The organism is Arthrobacter sp. K41 (assembly GCF_059089645.1).
Window position 1 is genome coordinate 59,401 of record NZ_JBNHEW010000009.1, and the last position, 26,600, is coordinate 86,000.

24 protein-coding genes, 1 pseudogene and 1 riboswitch are annotated in these 26,600 nt (G+C 64.1%); of the genes and pseudogenes, 13 read left to right on the forward strand and 12 right to left on the reverse strand.

Translation table 11 applies throughout. From position 1 onward, the window contains the following. Positions 1-25: 25 nt before the first annotated feature. Positions 26-853, reverse strand: a complete 828-nt coding sequence (locus AC5RTE_RS16475) for a glycoside hydrolase family 25 domain-containing protein (protein ID WP_494042478.1) — start codon at positions 851-853, stop codon at positions 26-28. Between the two features lie 178 nt (positions 854-1,031). Here AC5RTE_RS16475 and AC5RTE_RS16480 point away from each other — a divergent pair, with 178 nt between their 5' ends. From AC5RTE_RS16480 to AC5RTE_RS16490, 3 genes are all read left to right on the forward strand, one after another. Further along, positions 1,032-2,555: a UDP-N-acetylglucosamine 1-carboxyvinyltransferase gene (locus AC5RTE_RS16480; RefSeq protein WP_494042454.1), complete on the forward strand. Its 1,524-nt coding sequence runs from the start codon at positions 1,032-1,034 to the stop codon at positions 2,553-2,555. A gap of 67 nt (positions 2,556-2,622) precedes the next feature. Then, positions 2,623-3,852 (forward strand): glutamate--cysteine ligase 2, encoded by a 1,230-nt coding sequence (locus AC5RTE_RS16485; protein ID WP_494042455.1) that lies wholly within the window; start codon positions 2,623-2,625, stop codon positions 3,850-3,852. Positions 3,853-3,941: 89 nt separating this feature from the next. Continuing rightward, a complete protein-coding gene (locus AC5RTE_RS16490; RefSeq protein ID WP_494042456.1) occupies positions 3,942-4,235 on the forward strand; it encodes a DUF1905 domain-containing protein in 294 nt (97 codons plus the stop codon). Position 4,236: 1 nt separating this feature from the next. Here the strand turns inward: AC5RTE_RS16490 and AC5RTE_RS16495 are convergent, their stop codons facing one another. Genes AC5RTE_RS16495 through AC5RTE_RS16505 form a run of 3 tightly spaced genes read right to left on the reverse strand, consistent with a single transcriptional unit; the run spans position 4,237 to position 6,131 of the window. Further along, positions 4,237-5,445, reverse strand: a complete 1,209-nt coding sequence (locus tag AC5RTE_RS16495) for an O-succinylhomoserine sulfhydrylase (protein ID WP_494042457.1) — start codon at positions 5,443-5,445, stop codon at positions 4,237-4,239. Beyond that, a complete protein-coding gene (locus AC5RTE_RS16500) occupies positions 5,446-5,856 on the reverse strand; it encodes a rhodanese-like domain-containing protein (RefSeq protein WP_494042458.1) in 411 nt (136 codons plus the stop codon). Continuing rightward, complete coding sequence (locus tag AC5RTE_RS16505; RefSeq protein WP_494042459.1) at positions 5,853-6,131, reverse strand: DUF1737 domain-containing protein; 279 nt, start codon at positions 6,129-6,131, stop codon at positions 5,853-5,855. Before AC5RTE_RS16505 ends, AC5RTE_RS16500 begins: the two co-directional genes overlap by 4 nt. Positions 6,132-6,144: 13 nt before the next feature. After that, positions 6,145-6,259: riboswitch (SAM riboswitch) on the reverse strand. Positions 6,260-6,603: 344 nt separating this feature from the next. Here AC5RTE_RS16505 and opgC point away from each other — a divergent pair. After that, positions 6,604-8,994: an OpgC domain-containing protein gene (gene opgC, locus AC5RTE_RS16510; RefSeq protein ID WP_494042460.1), complete on the forward strand. Its 2,391-nt coding sequence runs from the start codon at positions 6,604-6,606 to the stop codon at positions 8,992-8,994. A gap of 98 nt (positions 8,995-9,092) precedes the next feature. On the opposite strand, the gene AC5RTE_RS16515 is transcribed toward opgC, so the two are convergent. The 3 genes from AC5RTE_RS16515 to AC5RTE_RS16525 form a co-directional block, all read right to left on the reverse strand. Then, positions 9,093-9,347 carry a hypothetical protein gene (locus AC5RTE_RS16515; protein ID WP_494042461.1) on the reverse strand — a complete coding sequence of 85 codons (255 nt, stop codon included), beginning with the start codon at positions 9,345-9,347 and terminating at the stop codon, positions 9,093-9,095. Positions 9,348-9,590: 243 nt separating this feature from the next. Next, on the reverse strand, positions 9,591-9,752 hold the full coding sequence (locus tag AC5RTE_RS16520) for a hypothetical protein (protein WP_494042462.1): 162 nt from the start codon (positions 9,750-9,752) through the stop codon (positions 9,591-9,593). A 50-nt stretch (positions 9,753-9,802) separates the two neighbouring features. Then, positions 9,803-10,732 carry an aminodeoxychorismate lyase gene (locus AC5RTE_RS16525; protein ID WP_494042463.1) on the reverse strand — a complete coding sequence of 310 codons (930 nt, stop codon included), beginning with the start codon at positions 10,730-10,732 and terminating at the stop codon, positions 9,803-9,805. A gap of 96 nt (positions 10,733-10,828) precedes the next feature. Between AC5RTE_RS16525 and cls the strand changes: the two genes are divergently transcribed. Next, on the forward strand, positions 10,829-12,304 hold the full coding sequence (gene cls, locus AC5RTE_RS16530; RefSeq protein ID WP_494042464.1) for a cardiolipin synthase: 1,476 nt from the start codon (positions 10,829-10,831) through the stop codon (positions 12,302-12,304). Between the two features lie 14 nt (positions 12,305-12,318). Here cls and AC5RTE_RS16535 read toward each other — a convergent pair whose 3' ends face one another. From AC5RTE_RS16535 to AC5RTE_RS16555, 5 genes are all read right to left on the reverse strand, one after another. Continuing rightward, entirely contained in the window at positions 12,319-14,406 is a 2,088-nt protein-coding gene (locus AC5RTE_RS16535) for a chorismate-binding protein (protein ID WP_494042465.1), read from the reverse strand. A 34-nt stretch (positions 14,407-14,440) separates the two neighbouring features. Further along, on the reverse strand, positions 14,441-14,974 hold the full coding sequence (locus AC5RTE_RS16540; protein WP_494042466.1) for a low molecular weight protein-tyrosine-phosphatase: 534 nt from the start codon (positions 14,972-14,974) through the stop codon (positions 14,441-14,443). Between the two features lie 125 nt (positions 14,975-15,099). Beyond that, on the reverse strand, positions 15,100-15,723 hold the full coding sequence (locus AC5RTE_RS16545) for a LysE family transporter (RefSeq protein ID WP_494042467.1): 624 nt from the start codon (positions 15,721-15,723) through the stop codon (positions 15,100-15,102). A gap of 76 nt (positions 15,724-15,799) precedes the next feature. Next, positions 15,800-16,618 carry a methyltransferase domain-containing protein gene (locus AC5RTE_RS16550; RefSeq protein ID WP_494042468.1) on the reverse strand — a complete coding sequence of 273 codons (819 nt, stop codon included), beginning with the start codon at positions 16,616-16,618 and terminating at the stop codon, positions 15,800-15,802. A gap of 70 nt (positions 16,619-16,688) precedes the next feature. Then, positions 16,689-17,213 (reverse strand): MarR family winged helix-turn-helix transcriptional regulator, encoded by a 525-nt coding sequence (locus AC5RTE_RS16555; RefSeq protein WP_494042469.1) that lies wholly within the window; start codon positions 17,211-17,213, stop codon positions 16,689-16,691. A gap of 205 nt (positions 17,214-17,418) precedes the next feature. Between AC5RTE_RS16555 and AC5RTE_RS16560 the strand changes: the two genes are divergently transcribed. From AC5RTE_RS16560 to AC5RTE_RS16595, 8 genes and pseudogenes are all read left to right on the forward strand, one after another. Then, positions 17,419-19,626, forward strand: a complete 2,208-nt coding sequence (locus AC5RTE_RS16560; RefSeq protein ID WP_494042470.1) for an MMPL family transporter — start codon at positions 17,419-17,421, stop codon at positions 19,624-19,626. 121 nt (positions 19,627-19,747) lie between these two features. Next, the gene (locus tag AC5RTE_RS16565) at positions 19,748-20,044 is read left to right on the forward strand and encodes a hypothetical protein (protein ID WP_494042471.1); all 297 of its coding nucleotides are present in this window, start codon (positions 19,748-19,750) and stop codon (positions 20,042-20,044) included. A 241-nt stretch (positions 20,045-20,285) separates the two neighbouring features. Then, positions 20,286-22,154, forward strand: a complete 1,869-nt coding sequence (dnaK, locus tag AC5RTE_RS16570) for a molecular chaperone DnaK (protein WP_494042472.1) — start codon at positions 20,286-20,288, stop codon at positions 22,152-22,154. A gap of 2 nt (positions 22,155-22,156) precedes the next feature. Then, a complete protein-coding gene (locus AC5RTE_RS16575; RefSeq protein WP_494042473.1) occupies positions 22,157-22,858 on the forward strand; it encodes a nucleotide exchange factor GrpE in 702 nt (233 codons plus the stop codon). A gap of 83 nt (positions 22,859-22,941) precedes the next feature. Then, the gene (locus AC5RTE_RS16580; protein ID WP_494042474.1) at positions 22,942-23,913 is read left to right on the forward strand and encodes a DnaJ C-terminal domain-containing protein; all 972 of its coding nucleotides are present in this window, start codon (positions 22,942-22,944) and stop codon (positions 23,911-23,913) included. A 13-nt stretch (positions 23,914-23,926) separates the two neighbouring features. Then, positions 23,927-24,352, forward strand: coding sequence for a heat shock protein transcriptional repressor HspR (locus tag AC5RTE_RS16585; protein WP_494042475.1), 426 nt, complete (start codon positions 23,927-23,929; stop codon positions 24,350-24,352). A gap of 353 nt (positions 24,353-24,705) precedes the next feature. Further along, a pseudogene (urtA, locus tag AC5RTE_RS16590) lies at positions 24,706-25,971 on the forward strand (urea ABC transporter substrate-binding protein). A gap of 34 nt (positions 25,972-26,005) precedes the next feature. Next, the gene (locus tag AC5RTE_RS16595) at positions 26,006-26,521 is read left to right on the forward strand and encodes an ABC transporter permease subunit (RefSeq protein ID WP_494042476.1); all 516 of its coding nucleotides are present in this window, start codon (positions 26,006-26,008) and stop codon (positions 26,519-26,521) included. Positions 26,522-26,600 lie beyond the last annotated feature (79 nt).

Here is a 26,600-nt window from a genome sequence, read left to right on the forward strand (position 1 = left end):
AGGAGGCTGACTGCAGGGCGCCAGGTCAGACGCAGGAGTGGTTGTAGTCGAATTTGCGCGACACGAACTGGGTGAGGATCACGTGGCCGCCGGCGGTCAACGGCGGATTTGAGCAATTGGCTTTGGCGCCGGTCAGCGTCCGCGCACCGGCCAGCCAGCCGGGCAGGTAGTAGAGGCTGCTCGAGCTGCTGACGGTCCCCGCAATCCGGCCCCATTGGAGGCCGGTGGAATAGATTCCGACTCCCTTGACGTTGATGCTGTGGAAGAAATCCGCCATGCCCTCCAGCACGGCGCGGTTCGCATCCTTGTCCGTGGCGGACCAGCTGTTTTCGATTTCCACGTCAAGCCACCAGAAGTAGTCCGAGGGGTTGGTAATGCCGCGGATGTAGGCGTCGTCGAACGCCTTCGCGTAGCCGTACATGTACGCGCACGCCTTCCCGTAGTCCTTGTCTTCGCAGGAGCCATAGGGGTTATGGACGGCGGATCCGATGGGGTACTCGTTGCTGGTTGGCCACCACGAGCCGCTGCTTCCAGGGTTGGCGGTGTTGACGTAAAGGGACACTTTTGGCTGGGGCGTGATGCCGGATGAGGCTGCCGCCCACTCCAGTTGCTCTTCAAGGCATGGGTTTGTGTTGTTCGCCAGACCGTTGTTCACGCCAACGATGGCAAAAGCCTGGCCAACCGGGAAAGGCTTGCCGCATTGTGGCCAGGAGATATCGTTGCCCAGCGTCGACTGCGTGCCTTCCCCGGGGGAGGGAGCCGCGGAGGCGGGCCAGGCTGGAAGCAACAGCAGGACAGCGAACAGCAGAGCCGCCAGCCCTAGTGCCGCTTCAGTTCCCTGGGTCCGGTTCATTGTCACCTTCGCCGCCTTCGAAAGAAGAGGATTTCTCCAGTTTCCTCCGGTTAGGCGGGCAAGGTCAACAACCGTTGGAGCGGACTTCTATCGCATGTAGTGGGTAAACGCTCTCCCAGAGGCCGCGGCTGGCTACTAAATAAGCCCTCGGTAACTCATTCATGATATATTTTTCGGCATGACGCAGGAAACTACTGAACACGTTGCCGCCATGCTCCGGGATGCCCGGGGCGAGAAAGGCTGGACGCAGGGCCAGCTGGCAGCCGAGCTTGGAACAAGCCAAAGTGCCATCGCACGGATGGAACAGGGCAAGCAAAACCTGAGCCTGAAAATGATCCAGCGGCTGGAGGCAATCTTCGGCCGGAGCATCGTCAACGTGGGAAAACCGCAGATGACGCACCTTCGGGTGGAAGGCGGCCAGACGCTGTCCGGCGCCGTGGACGTCAACAGCAGCAAGAATGCCGGCGTCGCCCTGCTGTGCGCAAGCCTCATTAACAGGGGGACCACTGTTCTTCGCCGCCTCGCGCGCATTGAGGAAGTGAACCGCATCGTTGAGGTGCTCAGCAGCATCGGAGTCGAGTGCACCTGGCTCAACGACTCCGATCTCCAGCTCCGCAGGCCTGCCGTCCTTGACCTGGAGGCCATGGACGTTGAGGCCGCCCGCCGCACCCGCAGCGTCATCATGCTCCTGGGGCCGCTGCTGGATGAATCCTCGCAGTACCGGCTCCCCTATGCGGGCGGCTGCGACCTTGGCACGCGCACAGTTGAACCGCACATGCAGGCACTGCGCCAGTTCGGGCTGACAGTGGAAGCTACCGCAGGGTTCTATTCCGTGCAGGCCCCCGAAGCCGACAGCCGGGACCGTTCCTTTGTGCTGACGGAGCGCGGCGATACTGTCACCGAGAACGCCATCATGGCAGCGGCGCACCGCGAGGGAACAACCGTGATCCGCAACGCCAGCCCCAACTATATGGTGCAGGACCTCTGCTTCTACCTCCAGATGCTGGGCGTGACCATCGAGGGCGTCGGCACCACAACTTTGAAGATCACGGGACGTCCCATGATCGATGCGGAGATTGAGTATTTCCCGTCGGAAGACCCAATTGAAGCCATGAGCCTCATCACCGCCGGCATCGTGACCAACTCTGAAGTGACCATCCGCAGGGTCCCCATCGAGTTCATGGAAATTGAGCTGGCTACGCTGGAGCAGATGGGCCAGCAGCTGGAGATTTCCGGCGAGTACATGGCGCGCAACGGACGGACCCGTCTAGTGGACGTGACCACCAAGCCGTCCGAGCTGCACGCGCCGGAGGACAAGATCCATCCGATGCCTTTCCCCGGGCTTAACATCGACAACCTGCCCTTCTTCGCAGTCATAGCCGCCAACGCCAGCGGCCAGACCATGATCCACGACTGGGTCTACGAAAACCGGGCCATCTACTTGACCGAGCTGAACCGGCTGGGTGCCCAGGTTCAGCTGCTGGACCCCCACCGGATCTACGTCAACGGGCCCACCAAGTGGCGCGCGGCGGAGGTTGGCTGTCCGCCGGCACTGCGCCCCGCAGCCTGCCTGCTGCTGGCCATGCTCGCGGCCAGGGGCGTGTCCGAGCTGCGGAACATCTACGTCATCGAGCGCGGCTATGAGGACCTGGCCGAGCGGCTGAATGCCATCGGGGCAAAGGTGGAGTACTTCCAGGACTAAGCATTCACGCTTCGTCATGAAGTCCTGAGGACCGTCCAAAAACCTTTACCTGCCGCAGAATGTGTGTATGCGTACATTCGGCGTTGAGGAAGAGCTCCTGATCGTTGACCCGGAGAGCGGGGAGCCGCTCGCCCTCGCTGATGCCCTGCTTTCCGGCCGCAGGGTGGCTGCCGACGACGCCCCGGATGACTTTCGGGACCTCGAAACGGAAGACAAAACCGTTTACGACGACGACGGGATGGGCTTGAGTGCCGAACTTAAGCTGGAGCAGATTGAGACGCAGACGCGGCCCTGCCTGGAGTACGGTGTGCTGCTGGAACAAATCCGGGCAGGGCGGACGCTCGCTGACAACGCTGCCAGGCAGAACAATGCCCGGGTGGCGGCATTGGCCACCTCGCCCCTCGGGTTGTCGAGCCATACCACTCCCGATCCCCGCTATGCCAGGATGCTGGAACGATTTGGCTTGACCGCACAGGAGCAGCTGACCTGCGGCTTCCACGTCCACACCTACGTTGAGTCCCCTGACGAGGGCGTGGCCGTGCTGGACCGGATCCGGGACAAGCTTGCGGTCCTGACCGCTGTCAGTGCCAACTCGCCTTTTTGGAACGGACTTCAGACCGGTTTCGAGAGCTACCGTACCCAGGCGTGGAACCGCTGGCCCACTGCCGGTCCAGCCGGGATCTATGGGACCTATTCTGCCTATCGCCGCGTGGTCACCCGGCTGCTGGACAGCGGAGTCATGCTGGACGAAGGGATGCTCTACTTCGATGCCCGACTGTCACGGAACCACCCCACTGTGGAGGTCCGTGTGGCAGACGTTTGCCTCCGGGCCGAGGATGCAGCCCTTCTTGCCGTTCTCGTCCGTGCGCTTGTGGAGACGGCGGGCCGTGAGTGGCGCCAGGGCATCGATCCGGCGCCGGTGCCCACCGTACTCTTGCGGATGGCCTCCTGGCAGGCCAGCAGCGGAGGACTCAGCGGAGAGCTGTTGGACTTCGGCTCCTTCCGGCCGGCGCGCGCCGCAGACGTAGTGCGTTCACTGGTGGACTATCTCGCGCCGGTATTGCAGGAGCAGGGCGAGCTTTCCCTTGCCCGGCAAGGGGTGGAGGACGTCATTGCCCGTGGAACTGGGGCAGCTGAACAGCGCCGCATCCGCGACAGAGCTTTGGCCGCTGCAGCACCTGAGGATTTGGGCTTCGGCGCAGTGGTGAGGCATGCGGTAGAGGTGACGATGCGTGGCACCCTGGATCTGTCGAAGGTCGAAGAAACGCCCGATCTGCTGCGGGTCCGTCAGCCCTAGTAGGCGGGAAGGGCAGCAGGGCGTCCTCGAGGACCAGCTCAGCTGTGAAGCGCGGGTCACAAGTAACGGGTTCGTGCCATACTCGGCGGGTGACGGCCTCGTATTCCTTTGAAGCAGAACTTTGGCTGTACCCCGGTGAGGCAGGATGGCATTTTGTGACCCTGCCTCCGGACATCGCTGATGACATCCGGGTCCGCGCTGCAGGTGCCGGGACGGCATTCGGCTCGATCAAGGTCACCGCGAAGGTCGGAGAGCACTCCTGGCAGACCTCGCTGTTCCGGGACACCAAGAGCGATTCCTACCTTTTGCCGGTGAAGAAGGAGATCAGGGACAAAGCGCAGGTCGGTGCAGGTGACGGCATTGCCGTCCAGCTCTCCGTATAGGCTAAATCTGCTTCAGCGCCTGTTCGAGGTCGCCGATCAGGTCGTCCACGTCCTCCAGCCCCACGGATAGCCGCACCACGCCGTCGCTCAGGCCGATGGCTGCGCGGCCCTCCGGACCCATCGCGCGGTGAGTAGTGGTGGCGGGGTGGGTAATGAGGGACTTTGAGTCGCCCAGGTTATTGGAGATATCGATGATGCGGAGGCCGTCCAGCAGCGCAAAGGCAGCCTCCTTGCCCGAGCGGGCACCCGTCGTCGCCAGTTCCAGGGTCAGGACCGTCCCGCCGGCACTCATCTGCCGGGCCGCCAGCTCGTACTGCGGGTGCGACTTCAGGAGCGGGTACTTCACCCAGCTCACGGCAGGCTGCTGTTCCAGCCATTCGGCCAGCTGCAGGGCTGACGCCGAGGAGTGGTTGACGCGGAGGGCCATTGTTTCCAGGCCCTTGGTAAGCACCCAGGCGTTGAAGGCGGACAGCGATGGACCGGTGTGGCGCATCAGCTGCTTGACCGGGCCGTCAATGAATTCCTTGGTGCCCAGGATGGCGCCGCCCAGCACCCGGCCCTGGCCGTCGATGTGCTTGGTGCCGGAGTAGACAATCACGTCGGCGCCGAGCTGGCCGCAGCGCTGCAGCAGGGGAGTGGCGAAAACGTTGTCCACCACCACAGTGGCACCTGCGGCATGTGCCAGCTCACTGACCGCGGCGATGTCCACGATTTCCTGCATGGGGTTGGAGGGGGATTCAAAAAACACAGCGGTGGTGGGCTCGGACAACGCAGAGCGCCACTGCTCCAGGTCAGGCCCGTCCACAAAAACCGTTTCGACACCCCAGCGCGGCAGGATCTCGTTCAGGATGACGAAGCAGGAACCGAACAGGGACCGGGCGGCCACGACGCGGTCACCTGCAGCCAGCAGGGCACCCAAAGCGGTAAAGACCGCGGACATGCCCGACGCCGTCGCAAAGCATGCCTCGGTTCCCTCGAGGAGGCGGAGCCGTTCCTGGAAGGTGGCCACGGACGGGTTGCCGTAGCGGGAGTACACAAAGCGCTCGTCCTCACCGGTGAAGGCCCGTTCAGCAGCGGCTGCGGATTCGTACACGAACCCGGAATTCAGGAACACGGCCTCGCTGGTTTCCTGGAAATTGGTGCGGTCCAGCCCGCCGCGCACGGCCTGGGTGTTGCTGCTCCAGCCGGCGGCGTCTTCGTTGAAGGTCACTTAGTTCTTTCCGAGGTTGGTGGGCAGGCCGCGGTTCTTCCAGCCGTTGACGGTGCGTTCGCCGTAGCGGTCCGGCTCGCCCTCGAAGCCCTCCAGCACGTTGTAGGACGTAAAACCGGCCTGGGTGGCAGCAATCGCAGCCGCGATGGACCGCTGCCCCGAGCGGCACAGGAAGATCAGCTCCGTCGATGAGTCTTCCGGCGCCTGCTGGGTGAGGGAACTGATGAAGTCGGGGTTGGGAATGCCGCCCGGAAACGTCCACTGGATGAACAGCGGATCATTGTCGGTGGCCTTGGTGTCAGGAATGCCGATGTGGGCCCATTCGCCCTCGGTCCGCACATCCACGAGGATGGCTCCCTGCTCCAGTTTGTCCCACGCCTCCTGGGGCGTCAGGTCTCCCGCGTAGCTCATGCGTGGCCCTCGCCGTCGAACTCGAGGTCCTCGCCGGCGGCCTCAAGGTTATCCACCGCGGTGGCAACGGCGGCATCAGCGGAGGCGATCGCTGCCGGAAGGACCAGGGCCTGCGCCACTATCACCTGGCCGTCGTTGGTGGTGGCGGCCGGGCTGCCGTGAAGCACGTAGCCCTCGGCCAGGGCGGCCGAAATCCGTTCACAGAAAGTCCGGTCGTCCGGGCCGGTGACGAGCCGGTACGAAAGTCTCTCTTCAGGGGCAGGTGCGTCAGACACGACGGATCTCCTTCTCTCACGCTTGCAACACGATTCGGTCGATATGCCGAGTATTCACCTGAGGCACCCCGCCGCGGAAGGAGGGTTGCCGACCGGTTAGTCAGGGCTTGGCACCGGTACTCATTACTCACAAAAAACGTAACACTTGGCGGGCATGCCCGCACCGCCGTCGTCGTCATGTTCCGTAACTGAACCGGCCCTGCCCGCTGAGCGGCCGGCACGCCAGTTTCGGTAACGCACGACGGCGGGACTCGCCCCGGCGTCAAGGCACCTGGCGTGCTGCACATATTGATGCCGGATAAAGTTCTTTTGGGGCAGGCCGCCCCGTCATTGGAGTATCAGCTTCGGGGGTCCCATCAGCACGTCATCAGCCGCCGCGCCCAAGCGCGGGCACAACAGCCCGCTGCCTGCCCGGACTTCCCGCAACGGCTTGCTGGTCCTGACCCGCGCCACGGCCGCCTTCCTTGTTTTGATGCTGATGGCAGTCCTGCTGATAGTGCTGCCGGCGGGACCAGCCCGTGCGGCAGAGACCTTTCCGGGCGACGGCAAGCCGCTGCTGGGCGCTGTGCTGGAATGGGGCGAGGACACCGCTGCCGGTTTCGCCGGCCGCCTGGGTGCCTCACCGGCCCTGCTCGGGCACGACATAGCCATCCCGTTCCGCGCCTCGGAGAAAAATGACATCCGGGGCTTCCTGGAACAGTCAGGTGAACAAGGCGCACATGCAATGCTCACGGTGCAGCCCACGGTTCCGCTGGACCAGATCACTGCAGACACCGCTTCAGCATTCGCCGGCGAAGTGGCCGATCTGACAGGCAACTTCAAAGGCCACGTGCTGATCCGTTTTGCCCCCGACATGAATGCCAGCTGGGTGGAATGGGGCCAGCAGCCCAGCGCCTACCGGTCCGCCTTCCAGGCCGTCGCCGCAGCCTTCAACAATCTCGACGGCGGCCGTACCGCCATGGTGTGGGAGCCCTACCTGGGCAAGGACTACCCCTTCAACCGGCACCGGAATGCGCCGGTGCCGGGAAGCGAAGGTTTCGCCCTGCTCGATACCAACCGCGACGGCGCGTGGGACGGCTCGGACGCGGCCTATAGCCCTTACTATCCGGGGGACGAGGCGGTGGACTGGGTGGGGCTGACAGCATTCCACGACGACACGGCCGGCGGGGCGCCCGTCAATACCGTTCCCCGGCAGGGCGAACTTCAGGAAATGCTTACTGCATCGGGTAGCGAAAACTTTTACGCAACGTATTCGGAGGGTAAAGATAAGCCGTTCCTGCTGCAGACGTCCGCCTTCTACAGCCCGGCGTCCGGCGGCGCCACCGAAATGGAGATCAAAGCCTCCTGGTGGGACCAGGTCCTCGGCGCCGCAGGATCAACCGAATTCACCAGGACCGCCGCGGTGGTGTGGGATGAACGCACAAACACCAGGGACACGGGTGTGGCTGGCATCAACTGGCTGCTCACCGGGAACCCTGCCATCGCAGACGCAGCCCGGCAGAGGCTGCAGGCTTCCCCGCTGGTCACCGGGCCGGTCACGGAGGTTGTGGCAGGCAGCGGGCACGTGCGGGCCAACACCCTTTCAGGCCCTGCTTCCTGGACTGTTGCCGCGGCGCTGGTCATTCTGCTCGTGGCGCTATGGCAGGTTCCCCGGCGCGTGAACGCGGCAACAGCGTGGGCTTACGCCGACTCCTCCTCCAGGGATTCCCGGGTGGACCTGCTGCGGGGACTGGCCATCGTCTTTGTGGTGGTCAACCACCTGGGGATGACGTCGCTGTTTCAGTTGCTCACCCAGGAGGCCGTGGGCTTCGTGTCCGGGGCGGAGCTCTTTGTCCTTTTCTCCGGCCTGGTGGTGGGCATGGTGTACGGACCAAGGGTCAAGGAAGACTTCGGGACAGTGGTGGACCTGACCTCGCGGCGGGCGGGAAAGCTGTACCTCACGGCGCTGGTGGTCCTTCTGGGGGTGTTCCTGGCCTCGCTGTTGCCCTTCTTCCAAACCGACACCCTAACCACGTTCGTGGACCAAGGCACCGGCGGGGCCGGGTCCGACGCCGCCGGCCGCACCTACGACCTGTACGCCGGCATGGAGTCACTGTTCCAGTTTCCTGTGCCGCCCCAGGTCCTGCCGGCCATCCTGCTGCTGCAGGTCGGCCCGTGGCAGTTCAACATCATGGGCCTGTACGTAGTGCTGCTCCTTGCCAGCCCACTGATCCTGGCGGCCCTTGACCGCGGCAAAACCCTGTGGGTACTGGCGGCCACCCTGGCCGTGTATGCAATGGGAGCGGTGACGCGGTTCCGCATCCTGCCTTCCCAGTTCGAGGATTCGTTCCCGCTGCTGGTGTGGCAGGTGCTGTTTGTCATCGGCCTGGTGGCTGGGTTCCACCGGCACAGGGTGGTTGCCTGGCTCGCCGGACACACGGGGATCGTGCTGGCGTGCACGGCGGCAGCGCTCGTCTTCGCCTTCCTGTCCTGGGGCAACCCGTATCTGGCCAACGGCTTCGATGTGCGGCTCGGCCTTGTGCCGGATGCGGCGTACAGGACCATGTACGACCTCTTTTTTGGCCGCACGTATCTGGCTCCGGGCCGGCTCCTCAACGTCATGGTCCTGGTGGTGGCCGCCTACGCCTTCCTGACGGCTTACTGGAAGCCGGTGGAACGGGCGCTGGGCTGGTTCCTGATTCCCCTGGGCCGGGCAACCTTGTACGTCTTCATCCTCCACGTAGCGCTCATCGCCGTAATCGCCAACATTCCGGCTCTTCGGCAGGGTGACGTGTTGCTGAACACCGCAGCCTACGCACTGGTGCTGGGACTGCTGTGGGTAATGGTCCGCACCCGATTCCTCTTCCGGTTCATCCCCACCTAAGGAAACCTTTGAAGGCTGCCGGAGGCAAATAACTAAAACAAAAGGCGTGAAGCGCTGCCGGCTGGGCAGCGCTTCACGCCTTTCTGGTTCTTCGATGCCTATACGAGCCCCGGGGAACTCGCCAGGATGTAGTCAGTGGCGGCCGGGCCCTTCATGCGGAGGCCGTTGCAGCCGGGGGTGATCCGGTGTTTCATGGCTGCCCAAAAAGAGGCTTCCCTCCCGGGGACCTGCTGGTTGATGTAGCACCAACTGGTGTAAAGCCCGTAGAGGCGGTCGTCATTGAGGTTGTGGCCAGAGGACTGGTCCAGGTAAGTGGCTTCTTGGAGAAAAATATCGAACTGCGAATGTGCCATGACGGCGTCCCTTCGCTAAGTGCGTGTGTACCGCCGTTCGGCTACAGCAGCGAGAGACTCAATGCCCTGCACGGGGCCATGGAGTAATGATCAGCTCCTTTGGAGCGGATAGCTGGGGCGGTGCTAGTGCCTTATCTACAATGTAGACCTTACTAGTAGGCTACACATTCAGCAAGCGTTTGGAATTACCCTCAGTCTCCGGCTACTCGAAGGAAGCCCGCCGGCGGTCAGTGAGACGGGTGTTCAAAATATCCGGTGCATTGACTTTGAAGCGGCGGCGGTCATCACTGTGGCTGAGAACCTGATGTAGTGGGCTTTCTCGCCGGGTTGCCATGGTTCCAGGCCCAGGCGGTCCACCGCATCCCTGTCCTGCTGGTCCTCCAGCAGTGCGGTGTCGCCCCGCACCACACCCTACGGCTGATGGGGCGCCAGGAACATGGCCCCAAAGGCAAAACCTATTCGATTGCCGCGAACAGCTCGTTCAGCTCCGCGGTGAGCTCTTTTTGCACCGACGGGGTGCCCACCTCTTTGCCGTCAATGCGGTTCACCGGGGCCAGCATGCGCACGCTGGAAATCAGCCAGACGGCGTCCGCGTCCAGCAGGTCCTGGGGCTCCAGCGGACCGTACCCCAGTTCCCACCCGGCCGTTTTCGCGGCCGCAAACAAAGCACCCTGGGAGGTACCCGCCAGGATGCCGCTGTCCAGCTGTGGAGTGATGAGCCGCTTGACGGGAGCGCCGTCGTCGGACGCTTCCAGGTGCGCCATCAGAACAGTTGACGTTGGTCCCTCCAGCACGCGGCCGTCCGAGGAGATGAAGATGACGTCATCGGCGCCCTGTTTGTGGGCGTGCCGCAAGGCAGCCATGTTGACGGCGTAGGAGAGCGTCTTCGCGCCAAGCAGCAGCCAGGGTGCACGTTCGGCAACCTCACTGTCGTAGCCCCGGTCAAGGAGGATGACGTCGATGCCTGCCTCGCGCTGGCGGCGTCCGGCCGACCCGACAGGAGAAACCTGCACCCACGACGTGGGGGCCGGGGCACCCTCAACTCCCCGGGTCACTACCAGCTTGACCACCAGTTCGTCGTCGGACCCGGCCACGGGCGGGTGCTGGGTCCGGTGTTCGGACAGGGCTGTGGCGATGGCGCGGCGCCATTCCTCCTCGCGGGGAATGGTCAGGTCCAGTGCTGCTGCGGATCCCGCCAGACGGTCCAGGTGCGCCTGGATTTTCCGGACGCTGCCGTCCACGGCAAGCATGGTCTCGAAGATGCCGTCGCCGCGGGTCGCACCCTGGTCCGTGACCAACAACTGGGGTTTGGACGCATCGGCCAGCCGGCCGTCCGGGAACGCGGGGTCGAGGAATACAAGAACCACAGAAGCTGGAGAGGTCATGGCTCCAGCTTAGTGCGGCGTCCCTGCGGATAAGCTGGGCAGAGTGCCCTGGCCGGAATCCGTCCGCCGGGAGCCCATCCTCCGGGGGGAATACACGTGTTGTGGCCATTTTCGCTTGCCGGTTCCGCGCCGACATGGATCGTGGTGCTGCTGGCCGTCGCCGACCTGGTGATCCGGGTGCTGGCCCTGGGCATCATCCCCGGCAACCGGCGGCCCACCACAGCGATGGCGTGGCTGCTGGGCATCTTTTTTGTCCCGTTTCTGGGCATCATCCTCTTCCTGCTGTTCGGCAACTTCCAGCTGTCCAAACGACGGCGGGAGCAGCAGCAGCAGGTCAACGAGCGGGTGCGCGCCGGGATCTCCTCGCTGGCGGACGTGGAGAGCGACTACCCGGGCCCCGAATGGGTGAGGTCCGCGGCGGAGTTGAACCGGCGGCTGGGCTCACTGCCCATGGTGGACGGCAATTCCGTGGAGCTTATCCCCGGCTACCCGGACTCGATCCTGCACATGACGCAGGCGGTGCGGAAGGCGAAAAAGTTCGTAAATGCCGAGTTCTACATCATGAGCACGGACCACATCACCGACGAGCTCCTGACGGCGCTTGAGGAAGCGGCCGAACGGGGCGTGGAAGTCCGGGTGCTGTTCGACCATATCGGCACCCTCCGGGTCAAGGGCTACAACCGGCTCCTGAAACGGCTCAAGGCCAGCAAGATCCAGTGGAAGCGCATGCTTCCGCTCCTGCCCATCCACGGCCAGTGGCGCCGCCCCGACCTGCGGAACCACCGCAAAATCATGGTGATCGACGGCGAGACCGCCTTCACCGGCTCGCAGAACCTGATTGAGCCGTCCTACAACAACCCGAGGCACCGCAAGGCGGGCCGGGAGTGGGTGGAGCTGATGGCCCGCCTGCATGGGCCGATCGTCACCACCCTCAACGTCGTTTTTGCCACCGACTGGCTCAGTGAGACCGACGAATCCCTGGAACACCAACTGCAGCTCCCGGCGGATGCGCGTCCCGGCAACGTCACGGCGCAGGTGGTGCCCAGCGGCCCGGGATTCATCACGGAAAACAACCTGAGGCTCTTCAATACCCTCATCTACTCCGCCCAGCGCCGGATCTCCATCTGCAGCCCGTACTTCGTCCCGGACGATTCGCTGCTCTACGCCATCACCACCGCTGCCCAGCGCGGGGTTGACGTGGAGCTGTTCGTCTCCGAGAAGGGCGACCAGTTCCTGGTCCACCATGCCCAGCGCTCCTACTATGAGGCCCTTCTGGAAGCCGGCGTCCGGATTTACCTGTACAAAGCCCCGTTTGTGCTCCACGCCAAGCACTTCACCATCGACGACGAAGTGGCCGTCCTCGGATCCAGCAACATGGACATGCGCTCCTTCTCACTGAACCTGGAGGTGTCGGTAATGCTGCTTGGCGCCGACATTGTCACCAAGATGCGTGCCGTGGAAGACACTTACCGGGATATTTCGCATGAGCTTAAGCTGGCGGACTGGCTCAACCGGCCACTCGCAGCACGCTATGTGGACAATGTGGCGAGGCTGACAGCCACCGTCCAGTAACAGGCGGGCCTCGTCTAAACGTCAGGAAACTCCGCGCCAAGGGTCGAGAGGACGCCGAAGGCCTTGGTCCGGATCTCCTCATATTCGTCATCAGGGTCCGAGTCGGCGGTAATGGCGCCGCCGACGCCGAGCGTCAGTTCCACCGTCCCGTCACCTTCCCCGCGGATCACCAAAGTCCGGATGGCGACGGCGAGGTCCGTTGCGCCGTTCAGGGAGAAGTATCCGACGGCGCCGGAGTACAGTCCGCGCCCTTCGCCTTCCAGCCGGTCCAGGATGGCCATGGTGCTGATCTTGGGTGCACCGGTCATGGAACCGGCAGGGAAGCAGGCTGCCACAGCTTCGGCACGGGATGATCCGCGCCGCAGCTGCGCGTCGATGGTACTCACCATTTGGTGAACGGTGGCGTAGCTTTCGATGGCACAGAGCCTGCTCACCGTTACGGAACCGGGGACCGCGAAATGGCTGAGGTCGTTGCGCAGAAGGTCAACGATCATGATGTTCTCGGCGCGGTCCTTCAAGGACGTTTCGAGGTCCCACCGCAGCTGCTCATCTTCCGCCGAATCAGCGGCCCGGCGGCGGGTTCCCTTGATGGGTTCGGCGCGCATGCCGCCGTCGGACCCCAACTTCAGGAAGCGCTCGGGGGAGGTGCTGGCCACCGTGAGGCCGCCGAATCTCAAGTAGCTGGCGAAGGGGGCCGGGTTTTTGCGGCGGAGGTCCAGGTAGGTTTGCCACGGGTCCAGCTCAGCGGCCGGAACATTGGCAATAAGCGTAGTGGTCAGGCACACCTCGTAGGTGTTACCTTCAGCGATCTCGTGCTGCGCCGCGGCGATTTTCGCCTTGTAGGCGCCGCTGGTATCGCGGCTCCGGAACACGGGCACCGCCGGAAGTACGACGCCGCTGCTGCCGCCCGCTTGGGCGGTCAGGACGGCCGGTGCGGCGGAGCGGGAAGCAGCTTCCACGGCTGCCCGCGCCTGGCCAAGCCACTGGTCTGCGTCAGGAACAGCCAGGGCCAGGAGCCAGGCACTGCCGGCGGCGTGGTCCAGTACTACGCCCCTGCCGGCGAAGATCAGGGCGGCATCGGGGGTGGGTGAAGAGAGATCGGCGCCCCCGGTTTCCCGCTTGAGTTCGTACCCCAGGCATCCCAGCCAGCCGAGCGTAAATTCTCCGGGATAACCGTCCGGGATGCTGACCCCGTCTCCGCCCCACACCGTATCGAGCCAGCGGAAGAAGGAGCCTTCCACAGTGGCTGTGGCGCAGCCTGCGCGGATCACGCTCTCGCCGGAGCGGTGCGTCACCGACTGGCCGGACTGGCCGGCGTCGTCCGCCATGATGCTGAAGCGGCTGCGCTCGGCAGCGGCGGACGCGGGCGGGAAAGTTCTGGTTCCGGCCGGGCCGTCCGCGTTGGAAGAGTCCAGCCAAACGGCATTGGGTGAGCCGCCGTAGAGCGAATGGAACAGCGTAGCCGCATCCGGGCGCAGGTCCAGGCGCTCGGCGTGAAGGCTTAGGCCGCGGCGGGCGGACAGTTCGGGGGAAAGGGCAGTGGCCAGGCCGGGGAGGTACGGCAGGAGCTGCAGGACATCGGAGGGGGCGCTGCCGTCGGCCCGGTTCAGGACGCGTACGTCGGCGTGGCGCGGGACGTCGTCGCCGTTCAGCCACTCCTCTTCCTGGGCCGCCCATTGGTCCCAGTAGGGTTCGTAGGTCCCGCCGTCCCGGTCCAGGGCGCGGGTGCGCCGCACGTCCTCCGGAGAGTCCGCCCAAATGACGGCGCTGAGAAGTGGGCGCGCGGCGCCGGCAGCGGACCCGACTCCCTCTACGATCACAATCTCGGCGGGCAGCGTGACGCGGACGTCGCCGTCGTAATGTTTATCCCAGTCCCAGCTTGTCCAGGTAGCCGCATCCCCCCGGCTCAAGGGTTCGAGGACGGTGGCGACATAGCGGTCGATGCCGGCCATCAGCCCATTCCAGCCGGGGTAGATGTCCTCGAGGTGGAACAGCGCGACCTTGTGATGGGCGCGCAGCCGCGCCGCCAGTTCGACCGCGAGCGTTGTCTTCCCTGCGCCGGAGCGCCCGTCAATGGCGATGATGACGGGGGCTGGGCTCATGGGTTAGAGCGTACCTTTTTTCCCCGCCGGGCTTTCATCTGTGCAGTAGCTGGGCATCTTTGATGACGGCACCCTTGATGTGGTTCACGAGCCCAGGCAGCGCGTCGTGGATCTGGCGCCAGACGGCGTCGAAATCGGACTGGCCGCCGTACCAGGGATCCTCGATGCCCTGGTCCAGCAGGTCCTTTTCCGCCAGCAGGGGATCAAAACTGCGCAGCATGCGGACCTTATCCCTGGACTCCTGGTCCGGAGCCGCTTCGGTGAGCCAGGCGTAATGGTCAATGTCCAGGGCCAGGATGAGGTCCCGTTCGCGGAACCACGCCGGATGCCATTCCCGGGCGCGGTGTTTATCGGAGGGAAGCTTCGTTGCCGACAACCGGCGTGCGGCCCGCGGGTCGATGGGCCGGCCTGCTTCGTAGCCGGTGGTGCCTGCGGAGTCGACGGTGACCACGGTGTCCAGCCCCTCGCGTTGCAGCGCCGCAGCGAGCATGAACTCTGCCATGGGGGAGCGGCAGATATTTCCGGTGCAGACGGCGATGACGCGGTATGGGCTCGACACTGAGTTCATGTAGTAAGCATGCGTGCTAATGGCCCCTGTTGGCTAGCGGCAGTTTCACAAAGGTTGACTTTTTTGTAAAGAAATTTTGCAGCCCCGTCATACTCCTTGATACGCCCGGTGCAGTGCGATGAAGGTCAGTGGAGGAAAGCCAGCAGGATGCCCACGGCGACAAAGAGGATGCCGAACGCGCGGTTGAGGATCAGCTGCCCCCGGGCGCTGTGCGTGAACCGTTCGAAGGACCGTGCTGCGGCGGCAAAGAAGAACCACATCACCAAGATGTCGATGGCCACAACCGTCGCCGTAAGAACTGCGTACTGGGCCAGGAGCGGCTGCTCGGGACGGATGAACTGGGGCATAAAAGCCAGGAAGAAAACAATTGCCTTCGGGTTCAGCAGATTCACCCAGAGCCCGCGCCGAAAAATGGACCAGGCAGGCTCGTTCCGAAGGCCCGCAATCTTTTCCTGCCCAAGGTCCGGCTTGCTGAGGAACTGCCGGATGCCCAGGTAAACCAGGTACGCGGCGCCAGCATAGCGGATGACGTTGAAGGCCACAGGGGAACTGGCCACCAGCACCCCCACGCCAAGAGCCACGATCACCACATGGATGACCAGCGCTGCCTGCTGCCCGAGGATGCCCCAAATGGAGCGGCGGAAGCCGGCGTTCAGGGAGTTGCTCATGGTGTTGATGGCTCCGGCGCCGGGGGTGAAACTGATCAGGGCGCCGGCGCCGGCCAGGGCAAGCCAAAGTGAGAATTGCACCAGTAAAGCTTAGTGGCAGCTATGGACACGATCAGTACCAGCGGCGGTTTGACGTTGCCTGCACACCGCCGCGGATCTATGCCCGCGCTATGACCTCGCCGTTGGGGATCAGGAACCAGCCGTCGTCGGTGGAGCCCCAGCGGTGCCAGCCGGCGGAAATCCGGGCAAGGTCCGCAGGGTTGGCGAACCCGTATTCCAGCGCCTGTTCAGCAAACGCTGAGTGCAGGACGCGCTCACCCCAGACCCGGGCCTGCCAGCGCCGCTGCTGGCCTGTGGCATAAAGCCAGTTGCTGCTGCTGGGCGCGACGTCGGTGAAGCCCGCGGACTGGGCCCAGCTGACAAGCCGCCGCCCGGCGTCGGGCTCTGCTCCGTTGCGCCGCGCGATGCGCTGGTACAGCTCCATCCACTCGTCCAGCTCGGGGATGGCGGGGTACCAGCTCATGCCATGGAAGTCGGCGTCGCGTACTGCAACAATCCCGCCGGGCTTTGCGACCCGGCGCATCTCCCGCAGCGCCTCCACCGGGTCGGTCAGGTGCTGCAGGACCTGGTGGGCGTGGACGACGTCGAACGTTTCGTCCTCGAAGTCGAGGTCGTAGATGTTGCCGGCCACGAACTCGACGTTGGCGACCTCCCGCTCGGCGGCGAGGGCCTTTGCCTGGGCGATAATGTCCGGGGAGCGGTCCAGCCCGGTGACCTTTCCGGGGGTGACCAGGGCGGCGAAATCACAGGTGATGCTGCCCGGCCCGCAGCCGACGTCGAGCACTTCAACCCCCGGCCTCAGGTGCGGCAGGACAAACGCCGCGGAATTCTCGGCCGTCCTGGCGGCATGGGCCCGGACCACCGACTCGTGGTGGCCGTGCGTGTAAACGTCGTCTTCAGGCTGCTGCGCACTCATAATCAAACGCTACCCCCCAACCGGGTAACTCCCACTGTCGTTTCGGGCCGTAAGACGACGCTGGCGCGACCTACTTGCGCGCCGTGGGAGAACCGGGCGTGTTGGCCGATTCTTCCCGTGCGGCCACCGTGGCTTCCACCATGGCCGTCATGAACCGGGTCACCGTCTCCAGCTCCTCCGGGCTGAAATCCGCCATGGCGCTCCCCATCCGCCGCGAGAGGGGAGCGAAAATGGCTCCGCCGTCCTGGAATGCCTTGGGTGTCATCCGCAGGTGGACCTGCCGGCGGTCCGAACTGTCGCGCTCGCGCACCACATGCCCGGAGTTGTCCAGCCTGTCGATCAGCGCGGTGGTGGCAGGCGAGCTGAGGTTCAGTTCCTTGCGGAGGAGCCCCGGCGTGACCGTGCCGCCGGCGGCAGTGTGGCGCATGATCACTGCCAGTGCATTCAGGTCCGTCCGGTGCATGTCCTTGCGCCCGCCCGCTGAGTCCACGTAGCGGTTGGCCTCCAGCGTGAACTCCTGAAGGAGCCGAACCAGCGGATGCGGGCCCTCACCCGTGGGAGGGCCGGTGATGGCGGCAGTTTCCTCGCCGGTCATGCCCCTCCAATGTGTGCCTTAAGCGGGAACTCTCCGCTGTGGACGGCAGTCGTGCTGCCGGGCCGTATTGACGGATATTACTTCAGGAGCGCCCGCCCGCCCTCATCGGTGCCGGAGAGAAAAAGCTAGGTAAACACTTATCTCCATCGCAGAGATACTTTAATATGGAACCAATTCTACTCCTGCCCAGCACTAGGAAGGCCCCATGAACTCCCACTCCCATGCCAAGGAACGCGTCCCGTTCTGGCTGCGCTGGCTGCTTCCCGTGATCCTGGTCTTGACGTGGCTGGCCCTTGCAGGGGTGGGCGGTCCCACCTTCGGTCGCCTGGAAGAGGTCTCCTCCAACGATCAAGCGTCTTTCCTGCCCGCCAGCGCCGAGGCAACCGCCGCGCGTGACTGGCAAGCAAAGTTCCGGGACTCCGATGAAGTTCCCGGCGTCATCGTCCTGGAGGGCGAGGAAGCTTTGAGTCCGGAACAGCTGGGCGACATTGCAAGCCTCCGGACAGAGCTTGAAGGCCTCGAGCTCGGCAGCGCCGTGATCGGACCCATCCCCTCCGAGGACGGCAAGGCAGTCCAGTTCATCGCCCCGATTGATTCTTCCGCCGAGATCAAGGAGGCCGTCCAGGAACTGCGGGACACCGTGGCCGAGGCGGCACCGGAAGGCCTGCGCACGTTCGTTACCGGTCCTGCCGGGCTTGCTGCCGATCTCACCGCAGCCTTTGCCGGCATCGATGGAATCCTCCTGCTCGTGGCGCTGGCCGCCGTGTTCGTGATCCTGCTGGTTGTCTACCGCTCACTGCTGCTTCCCATCGTGGTGCTCCTGACCTCGGTCTTCGCACTGTGCGCGGCGATCCTGCTGGTCTTTGGCATGGCCAAGGCGGGCTGGATCCAGCTCAACGGCCAGAGCCAGGGCATCCTGTCCATCCTGGTGATCGGCGCCGCCACGGACTACGCGCTGCTGTATGTGGCAAGGTTCCGTGAAGCCCTCACCCATACGAGCAACCGCACGGCCGCCGTGTTGACTGCCTGGAAAGCCTCCTTCGAGCCCATCCTGGCTTCAGGCGCCACCGTGATCATCGCGCTGCTGTGCCTGCTCTTCTCGGACCTCAACTCCAACAAAGCCTTGGGGCCGGTGGCTGCAGCAGGCATCCTCTGCTCGCTGTTCGCAGCCCTGACCCTGCTACCCGCACTGATGGCCCTTTTGGGCCGCGCAGCGTTCTGGCCCTTCCGCCCGAAGCTTGCGCCGGCAGGCGCGCGTGGGCCGGAGATCGTGACCGGGCTGGAAGGCCAGAAGGGACTGTGGCGGGCCACCGGCTCGCTGGTTTCCCGGCGCCCCCGCATCATCTGGGTTGCCTCGGTACTCGTTCTGCTTGCCGGTTCCGCCGGTCTCCTGCAGCTCAAGGCCAACGGCGTCCCGCAGACGGACGTCATCCTCAGTGCTTCCAATGCGGTGGACGGCCAGGACGCCTTGGCACGCCATTTCGACGCCGGCAGCGGCAGCCCCGCCGTCGTGGTCGCGGATCAAGGGAAGGCACAGGAGGTGCTGGACACTGTGAAGGCGGCCGACGGCGTGGGCGAGGCCTACCTGCTGGCCCAGGGCTCGGTGCCCATTACCGGAGCCCCCGGCGCTCCCAGCTCGCCGGACGTCCGCGAAGGAAAGGTGCTGATCAATGCCACGCTGAACTCCGCAGCTGATTCCATCGAGGCCGAGGAGGCTGTGAAGGCCCTTCGCGACGACATCAAGGCGGTGGACCCGGGCGCGCTGGTGGGAGGCGTGACGGCGACAGCCCTGGACACCAACACCACCGCGCAGCGGGACCTGGTGATCATCATCCCGGTTGTCCTGGTGGTCATCCTCTTCATCCTTATGCTGCTGCTGCGCTCAGTCCTGGCGCCGGTCCTGCTGGTGCTCTCCGTGGTGCTCTCCTACGCGGCCGCCATGGGCGTCTCGGCGCTGGTGTTCAACAACATCCTGGGCTTCCCGGGCGCGGACGCCACCGTACCGTTGTTCGGTTTTGTATTCCTTGTCGCCCTCGGCGTGGACTACAACATCTTCCTGATGAGCCGGGTCCGCGAGGAATCCCTCAAGCACGGCACCCGCCCCGGCATTCTCCGGGGACTCAGCGTCACCGGCGGCGTCATCACATCCGCAGGCGTGGTGCTGGCAGCGACCTTCGCCGCGCTGGGCGTCATTCCCATCATGTTCCTGGTGCAGCTGGCGTTCATCGTCGCGTTCGGAGTGCTGCTTGACACCGTCCTGGTGCGCTCGCTGCTGGTGCCCGCCCTGGCCTATGACATCGGTCCCCGGATCTGGTGGCCGGGCAAGCCGGGCCGCCCCGAACAGGACGCCGCCGTATGGGGCGAGGCCGGCCGGAGCCACGAAACCGACCTGGAAGGAGCCGGCCGCCGGTAAGCAGGACCTGATGGGGGTGCCCTGCCTGGCAGGCGCCCCTTCCGGCCCTATTGACGGAAAGTCCTGCTGGATAGACTGCAAATGCGCCCGCATGGACGCGGAACTCAAGGAGAGATGCACCATGACTGAGAACCAGGAAACTTTCGGCGAGGAGCCCCGCGAAGGAAGCACTGCCCCCGGCCTCGAGGGCGAAGGCGGGCAATACGTGAGCGGCGACTACGGCGATGCCGGCACCGCCGGTGACGCTGCCCGAAACCTTGAAGACGGGGAATACGAGGACGGCGACTACGGCTCTGCCGGCACCGCCGGAACGGCCCACGAAACGGACAGCATCCGCGAAAGGCTTACGGACGGGCAGGTCAACACCACCGCGGAGGAGCGTGGGCCCCTTCACGGTCACCGGGACGGAGACAGGTAGCACAACCAGGCAGGCAGTACGGCGGCGGCGTTCTCCAGCAGCGAAACGGAGAGCCGTCGTCGTTCGCTTTTAACACCGGCTTTTCGCGGAAATCCAAGCCCGCCCCGCACTGCCTAAACCCAGACTTGAGCGTAGGTCACTCAACTTTGGATTGACATCGCTGACGCCCTGAGTAGAGTTGAGTGCAGAACGCTCAATTGTCTGGGCGCCCGCAGTTTCCAAGGAAAGAAGGAAGCAACACATGTCACGTGCAGTAGGTATCGACCTCGGAACCACCAACTCCGTCGTCTCCGTTCTCGAAGGTGGCGAGCCCACCGTTATTGCCAACGCCGAGGGTGGCCGCACCACGCCGTCCGTCGTTGCATTCTCCAAGTCCGGCGAGGTCCTGGTCGGCGAGATCGCCAAGCGCCAGGCCGTCAACAACATCGACCGCACCATCGCTTCCGTCAAGCGCCACATGGGCACCGGCTGGACCGTCGGCATCGATGAGAAGAAGTACACCCCGCAGGAAATCTCCGCGCGTATCCTCATGAAGCTGAAGAACGACGCCGAGTCCTACCTGGGTGAAAAGGTCACCGACGCCGTCATCACCGTCCCGGCCTACTTCAACGACGCCGAGCGCCAGGCCACCAAGGAAGCCGGCGAGATCGCAGGCCTGAACGTCCTGCGCATCGTCAACGAGCCCACCGCCGCGGCACTGGCCTACGGCCTGGACAAGGGCAAGGAAGACGAACTCATCCTGGTCTTCGACCTCGGCGGCGGCACCTTCGACGTCTCCCTGCTGGAGGTCGGCAAGGACGAAGACAACTTCTCCACCATTCAGGTCCGCGCCACCGCCGGTGACAACCGCCTCGGCGGCGACGACTGGGACCAGCGCGTGGTTGACTACCTGCTCAACCAGCTCAAGGTTAAGGGCATCGACCTGTCCAAGGACAAGATCGCCCTCCAGCGCCTCCGCGAAGCAGCAGAGCAGGCCAAGAAGGAACTTTCCTCCTCCACCAGCACCAACGTCTCCCTCCAGTACCTGTCCGTCACCCCCGACGGCCCGGTCCACCTGGACGAGCAGCTGACCCGCGCCAAGTTCCAGGACCTCACCAAGGACCTGCTGGAGCGCACCAAGAAGCCCTTCCACGATGTGATCAAGGAAGCCGGCATTAAGCTCTCCGACATCAACCACATCGTCCTCGTCGGCGGCTCCACCCGTATGCCTGCGGTTTACGACCTGGTCAAGGAACTGGCCGGCGGCAAGGAGCCCAACAAGGGCGTGAACCCGGATGAGGTCGTCGCTGTTGGCGCAGCCCTCCAGGCCGGTGTGCTGAAGGGTGAGCGCAAGGACGTACTCCTGATCGACGTCACCCCGCTGTCCCTCGGCATCGAAACCAAGGGTGGCGTGATGACGCACCTGATCGAGCGCAACACCGCCATCCCCACTAAGCGGTCCGAGACCTTCACCACGGCTGATGACAACCAGCCGTCTGTGGCTATCCAGGTCTTCCAGGGCGAGCGCGAGTTCACCCGCGACAACAAGCCGCTGGGAACGTTCGAGCTGACCGGCATCGCGCCGGCTCCGCGCGGCGTCCCGCAGGTTGAGGTCACCTTCGACATCGACGCCAACGGCATTGTCCACGTCTCCGCCAAGGACAAGGGCACCGGCAAGGAACAGTCCATGACCATCACGGGCGGTTCCAGCCTCTCCAAGGAAGACATCGACCGCATGGTCAAGGATGCCGAGGAGCACGCAGCCGAGGACAAGGCCCGCCGCGAGGCCACCGACACCCGCAATACCGCGGAGCAGCTTGCCTACTCCGTGGACAAGCTCATTGCCGACAACGCCGACAAGCTGCCTGAAGAGGTCAAGACCGAGGTCCAGACTGACGTTGACGACCTCAAGAAGGTCCTCGAAGGCACGGACGACGCCGCAGTGAAGGCCGCCTTCGAGAAGCTCCAGGCTTCCCAGGGCAAGCTGGGCGAGGCCATTTACTCCCAGGCCGGTTCCCCCAACGGCGCAACCGGTGCCGCAGGTGCTGAAGGCGGCGCTCCGGCCGGTGACAAGGGCGACGAAGACATCGTCGACGCCGAGATCATCGACGAAGACGAAGCGAAGAAGTAACCATGCCGCACCACGGTAACGAGGAAGAGCACAACACGTCACCCCGTGAAGAGCACCTCCAGGAGCAGCAGGGCAACGGCCGCCAGGAACCGGTCATCCGGGACAACCGCAAGGTTGACCCGGTGACCGGGGCAACCCGGCACCCCGAGGGCGGTCAGGCCCAGGGTGCCGGTCCCGAGGCGGAGGATTCCGACGGCGACGCGCTTGCCCAGGCCGAAGAGATCCTCAACGGCATCCAGGTGCCGGCAGAGGAATCCGTGGCGCAGGGTGTTTCGGCAGGTGGCTCCTCAGCTGAAGCAGCAGAGCTGAAGAACGACCTCCTCCGCCTGCAGGCCGAGTACGTCAACTACCGCAAGCGCGTTGAACGCGACCGTGCCGTGGCAGGGGAGATGGCCGTCATCGGCGTCCTGAACTCCCTGCTTCCTGTATTGGACGACGTCGACGCCGCCCGGCAGCACGGCGACCTCGCCGACGGCCCCTTCGCCGCGATCGCCGCAAAGCTGGAGAACGCGCTGAAGACCTACGGTTTGGTTCGAATCGACGAGACCGGCGTGGAGTTCGATCCCACGATCCACGAGGCCCTCATCCAGCAGCCCGGCGGGGACATCGAAGTTGACACCGTCAGCCAGGTGCTCCGCTCCGGCTACAAGTCAGGCGAACGCGTCCTCCGGGCCGCCCAGGTCATCGTCGCAGTACCTGCGTAGCTATACTCCGGTGGTTGAGCTTGTCGAAACTTGGGTTTCGATAAGCTCAACCACCGATTCATAACTTTCGAAAGGAAACGCCATTGGCTAGCCAGGATTGGGTGGACAAGGACTTTTACAAGATCCTTGGTGTCGCCAAGGACGCTTCCGACGCCGATATCAAGAAGGCTTACCGGAAGCTGGCACGCGAGCACCACCCTGATACCAACTCGGGAAACTCTGCTTCCGAGAAGAAGTTCAAGGACATCTCCGAGGCTTACTCTGTTCTCTCCGATCCCGAAGAGCGCCAGCAGTATGACGCCATCCGCGCCATGGGAGGCGGGGCCCGCTTTGCTCCCGGCGGTGCCGGAGGAGGCAACGGCGGGTTTGAGGACATGTTCGGCGGCCTTTTCACGGGCAACACCGGACGCCACGCCGGGGGCTTCAATCCTTCTTCGGGCGGCATCCCGCCCGAGTTCGCGGACCTGTTTGGCGGCGGTTTCGGCCAGACGGGTTTCCAGCGCGCTCCGCAGAAAGGCGCCGACCGGTCTGCCTCCACCAGCATCTCCTTCTCGGGTTCCATCCGCGGCACCACCATCGGGCTGCGGGAACCCAGCGGTGAAGTCATCGACGTCCGCGTGCCTGCCGGCATCAAGGACGGCCAGAAGGTCCGGGTGCGAGGCAAGGGCCAGCCGGGTCCGGCCGGCAACGGCGACCTCGTGGTCTCCGTGGCGGTCAAGCCGCACGAGTTTTACACCCGCGACGGCGACAACCTCCGCGTGCACGTCCCGGTCACCTTTCCCGAAGCTGCGCTGGGTGCCGATATCGAAGTGCCCACCATTGACGGCGAAAAGGTGCGGGTCCGCGTGCCGGCCGGTACGCCGTCGGGCCGTACGCTGCGGGTCAAGGGCAAAGGCGTGAAAACTTCCAAGGGGACCGGGGACCTGCTGGTGACCATCGCCGTCGCCGTGCCCAAGAACCTGAACAAGGAAGCTGAAGCTGCGGTGAAGGCGTTTGCCGATGCCACAGCCGGCGCTGACGTCCGAGAGGGCCTGGCCGCCAAGGCCCGGCTTTAGCAGCGGGTGAGCCGTGGACATCAACTCAGACCAGCCGATCTTTGTAATTTCGGTGGCGGCTGAACTGGCGGACATGCACCCCCAGACCCTTCGGCAGTACGACCGGATGGGCATCGTCTCGCCCAGCCGCGCGCCCGGAAAGTCCCGCCGCTACTCGCAGCGCGACATCAACATGTTGCGCGAGGTGCAGCGGCTGTCCCAGGAAGGCGTCTCGCTCGAAGGCATCAAACGGATCCTCGAGCTCGAAAACCAGGTGGCCGCTTTGCAGCGCCGGGTTTCCGAGCTGGCGGACGAACTGAGCCGCCGGCCGCAGCCTTTCGATTCGCGCATTTTCGCAGCCGGTGCTGCAGGCGACGTGGTGAGCCTGGCCCGGGGCCAACGGCCCCGGCCGCGGTCGCAGGCCGTGGTGCTCTGGCGGCCGCGCGCCATCGGGCGGTAGGCGCCCCTACTTCCGCCTGGCGCGAGCCGGCCGCTGGCCGCCTATTTTCCTATAACCGCAGGTGAGCGGTGCCATTGCCTTCGTGGATTGTGTCCGGCCCGCAGGCCTAAGTTACGGATCAGCACGTTTCCCGCAGGTTAAATCTCAGCGTCCCGCTTTCCCGCGGTTCTTCCGCTCATTCCTTCCTGCGCCGTGGCCTTGGGCCAGCCCAGGCAACAGTTTGGAAACTGTCCCGAAACCAATCCTCCAGGCACCGAAACAATCGGCTCCTACATTCATCGCAAGAGGTCACTTTCCAAGGCCTTGGAGGCGAGCCGCTGCCTTGGCAGCGGCTGAATGAGAAGCAGGTACACATGAGGGTTTCGGTTAACAAACGCGCTTTCCTTCCCCTTACTGCGGCCGCGGTGGCCACGGTGCTGGCAGGTTGTGGCAGCCAGATTGCGGACCCTGCGTCCGGAGGCTCCACCGCCAGCACCGGCAGTTCCTGTGTAGACACGTCAGGCAACAGCATCAAAGTGGGTTTCATAAACTCGCTGTCCGGCACCATGGCCATCAGCGAGAGCACCGTCTTCGACTCCCTGACCCTGGCCGCGGAGGAAATCAATGCTTCCGGCGGTGTTTTGGGCAAGCAGCTACAGGTGGTCAGTGAGGACGGCGCCAGCGAACCGACCAAGTTTGCTGAACGTGCCGGAAAACTGATTCAACAGGACTGCACAGCCGCAGTCTTCGGCGGCTGGACCTCGTCAAGCCGCAAAGCCATGCTCCCGGTGTTCGAAGCCAACGATGCCCTTCTGTTTTATCCGGTGCAGTATGAAGGCCTGGAGTCGTCGAAAAACATTTTCTATACCGGCGCCACTACGAACCAGTAAATCATTCCGGCTTTGGATTACCTGGCCGAGCAGGGAACCAAGTCGCTTTTCCTGGTGGGCAGCGACTATGTCTTTCCGCGGACGGCCAACAAGATCATTCGGGCCTACGCCGCGGCCAAGGGCATGGAAATTCTAGGCGAAGAGTACACGCCGCTCGGCTCGACCGAGTTTTCCACCATCGTAAATAAAGTGCGGGACTCCAAAGCCGACGCGGTCTTCAACACTTTGAACGGCGACAGCAATGTGGCCTTCTTCCGTCAGTACAAGAGCGTCGGCCTAACCGCTGACAGCATGCCCGTTGTCTCGGTTTCCATTGCCGAAGAGGAAGTTCCCGGCGTCGGCCTGGACAACGTTGAAGGACAGTTGACGGCCTGGGACTACTACCAGACCCTTGATACCCCAGCCAACAAAAAGTTCGTCGCAGCGTTCAAGGCGAAGTTCGGTGCCGAGAGGGTGACGAGCGACCCCATGGAGGCTGCCTACACCTCCCTGTATCTCTGGAAGGCCATGGTGGAAAAGGCCGGGTCGTTTGACGTGGACAAGGTTCAGGCCGCAGCGGACGGGGTCGCCTTCGAGGCGCCCGAAGGCCTGGTGACAGTGGACGGGGAGAACAACCACATCACCAAGACTCCCCGGATTGGCAAGATCAACGCGGAGGGCCTCATTGACACCGTCTGGTCCTCACCGGAAGCCGTTGAACCGGATCCGTTCCTGGCCACCTACGACTGGGCCAAGGATTTGGCCAAGTAACAGCTGCCCACACTTCGAAGAAAGGCCTGCTGGAATGGAACTCCTGATAGGGCAGATGTTCGCCGGGCTCAGCCTCGGTTCCGTGCTGCTCCTGGCGGCACTCGGGTTGTCGTTGACTTTCGGTCAAATGGGGGTCATCAACATGGCCCACGGTGAATGTATGATGGCCGGAGCCTATACAGCCTTTGTGGTTCAGCAGGCCATCTCGGATGCCGGGGTTTCACTGCTGGTTTCCATTCCGGTGGGTTTCGTCGTGGGCGGTGTCCTGGGGCTGGTGCTCGAGGCGGTGCTGCTACGCCGCATGTACCATCGGCCCCTGGACACGCTTCTGGTTACTTTCGGGGTAGCGCTCATCCTGCAGCAAGCCGCACGGGACCTCTTCGGCGCACCCAGCGTGGATGTCCGCGCGCCAACGTGGCTCCAGGGAAACATCGAGTTGCTGGGTGCGCCGATCCCGCTGACCCGGCTCTTTATCATGGCTCTCTCGCTGTTGTGCCTCGCAGGTTTGGTCCTCCTGCTTAGGGCTACGCCACTAGGGCGTGTCTCCTAAAGCTGTCAGCCAGATGCTGATCGCTCGGAGGACTGCTCCACCCCGGTAGGTGAGGGCGAGTTTGTCGTAGCGGGTGGCC

What these genes read in the sequence shown, in the direction of transcription:
- AC5RTE_RS16475 (WP_494042478.1), bottom strand. Translation starts at nt 853, where the DNA reads ATGAACCGGACCCAGGGAACTGAAGCGGCACTAGGGCTGGCGGCTCTG.
- AC5RTE_RS16480 (WP_494042454.1), top strand. Translation starts at nt 1,032, where the DNA reads ATGACGCAGGAAACTACTGAACACGTTGCCGCCATGCTCCGGGATGCC.
- AC5RTE_RS16485 (WP_494042455.1), top strand. Translation starts at nt 2,623, where the DNA reads ATGCGTACATTCGGCGTTGAGGAAGAGCTCCTGATCGTTGACCCGGAG.
- AC5RTE_RS16500 (WP_494042458.1), bottom strand. Translation starts at nt 5,856, where the DNA reads ATGAGCTACGCGGGAGACCTGACGCCCCAGGAGGCGTGGGACAAACTG.
- opgC (WP_494042460.1), top strand. Translation starts at nt 6,604, where the DNA reads ATGCTGATGGCAGTCCTGCTGATAGTGCTGCCGGCGGGACCAGCCCGT.
- AC5RTE_RS16515 (WP_494042461.1), bottom strand. Translation starts at nt 9,347, where the DNA reads ATGGCACATTCGCAGTTCGATATTTTTCTCCAAGAAGCCACTTACCTG.
- AC5RTE_RS16525 (WP_494042463.1), bottom strand. Translation starts at nt 10,732, where the DNA reads ATGACCTCTCCAGCTTCTGTGGTTCTTGTATTCCTCGACCCCGCGTTC.
- AC5RTE_RS16535 (WP_494042465.1), bottom strand. Translation starts at nt 14,406, where the DNA reads ATGAGCCCAGCCCCCGTCATCATCGCCATTGACGGGCGCTCCGGCGCA.
- AC5RTE_RS16540 (WP_494042466.1), bottom strand. Translation starts at nt 14,974, where the DNA reads ATGAACTCAGTGTCGAGCCCATACCGCGTCATCGCCGTCTGCACCGGA.
- AC5RTE_RS16550 (WP_494042468.1), bottom strand. Translation starts at nt 16,618, where the DNA reads ATGAGTGCGCAGCAGCCTGAAGACGACGTTTACACGCACGGCCACCAC.
- AC5RTE_RS16555 (WP_494042469.1), bottom strand. Translation starts at nt 17,213, where the DNA reads ATGACCGGCGAGGAAACTGCCGCCATCACCGGCCCTCCCACGGGTGAG.
- AC5RTE_RS16560 (WP_494042470.1), top strand. Translation starts at nt 17,419, where the DNA reads ATGAACTCCCACTCCCATGCCAAGGAACGCGTCCCGTTCTGGCTGCGC.
- AC5RTE_RS16565 (WP_494042471.1), top strand. Translation starts at nt 19,748, where the DNA reads ATGACTGAGAACCAGGAAACTTTCGGCGAGGAGCCCCGCGAAGGAAGC.
- dnaK (WP_494042472.1), top strand. Translation starts at nt 20,286, where the DNA reads ATGTCACGTGCAGTAGGTATCGACCTCGGAACCACCAACTCCGTCGTC.
- AC5RTE_RS16575 (WP_494042473.1), top strand. Translation starts at nt 22,157, where the DNA reads ATGCCGCACCACGGTAACGAGGAAGAGCACAACACGTCACCCCGTGAA.
- AC5RTE_RS16595 (WP_494042476.1), top strand. Translation starts at nt 26,006, where the DNA reads ATGGAACTCCTGATAGGGCAGATGTTCGCCGGGCTCAGCCTCGGTTCC.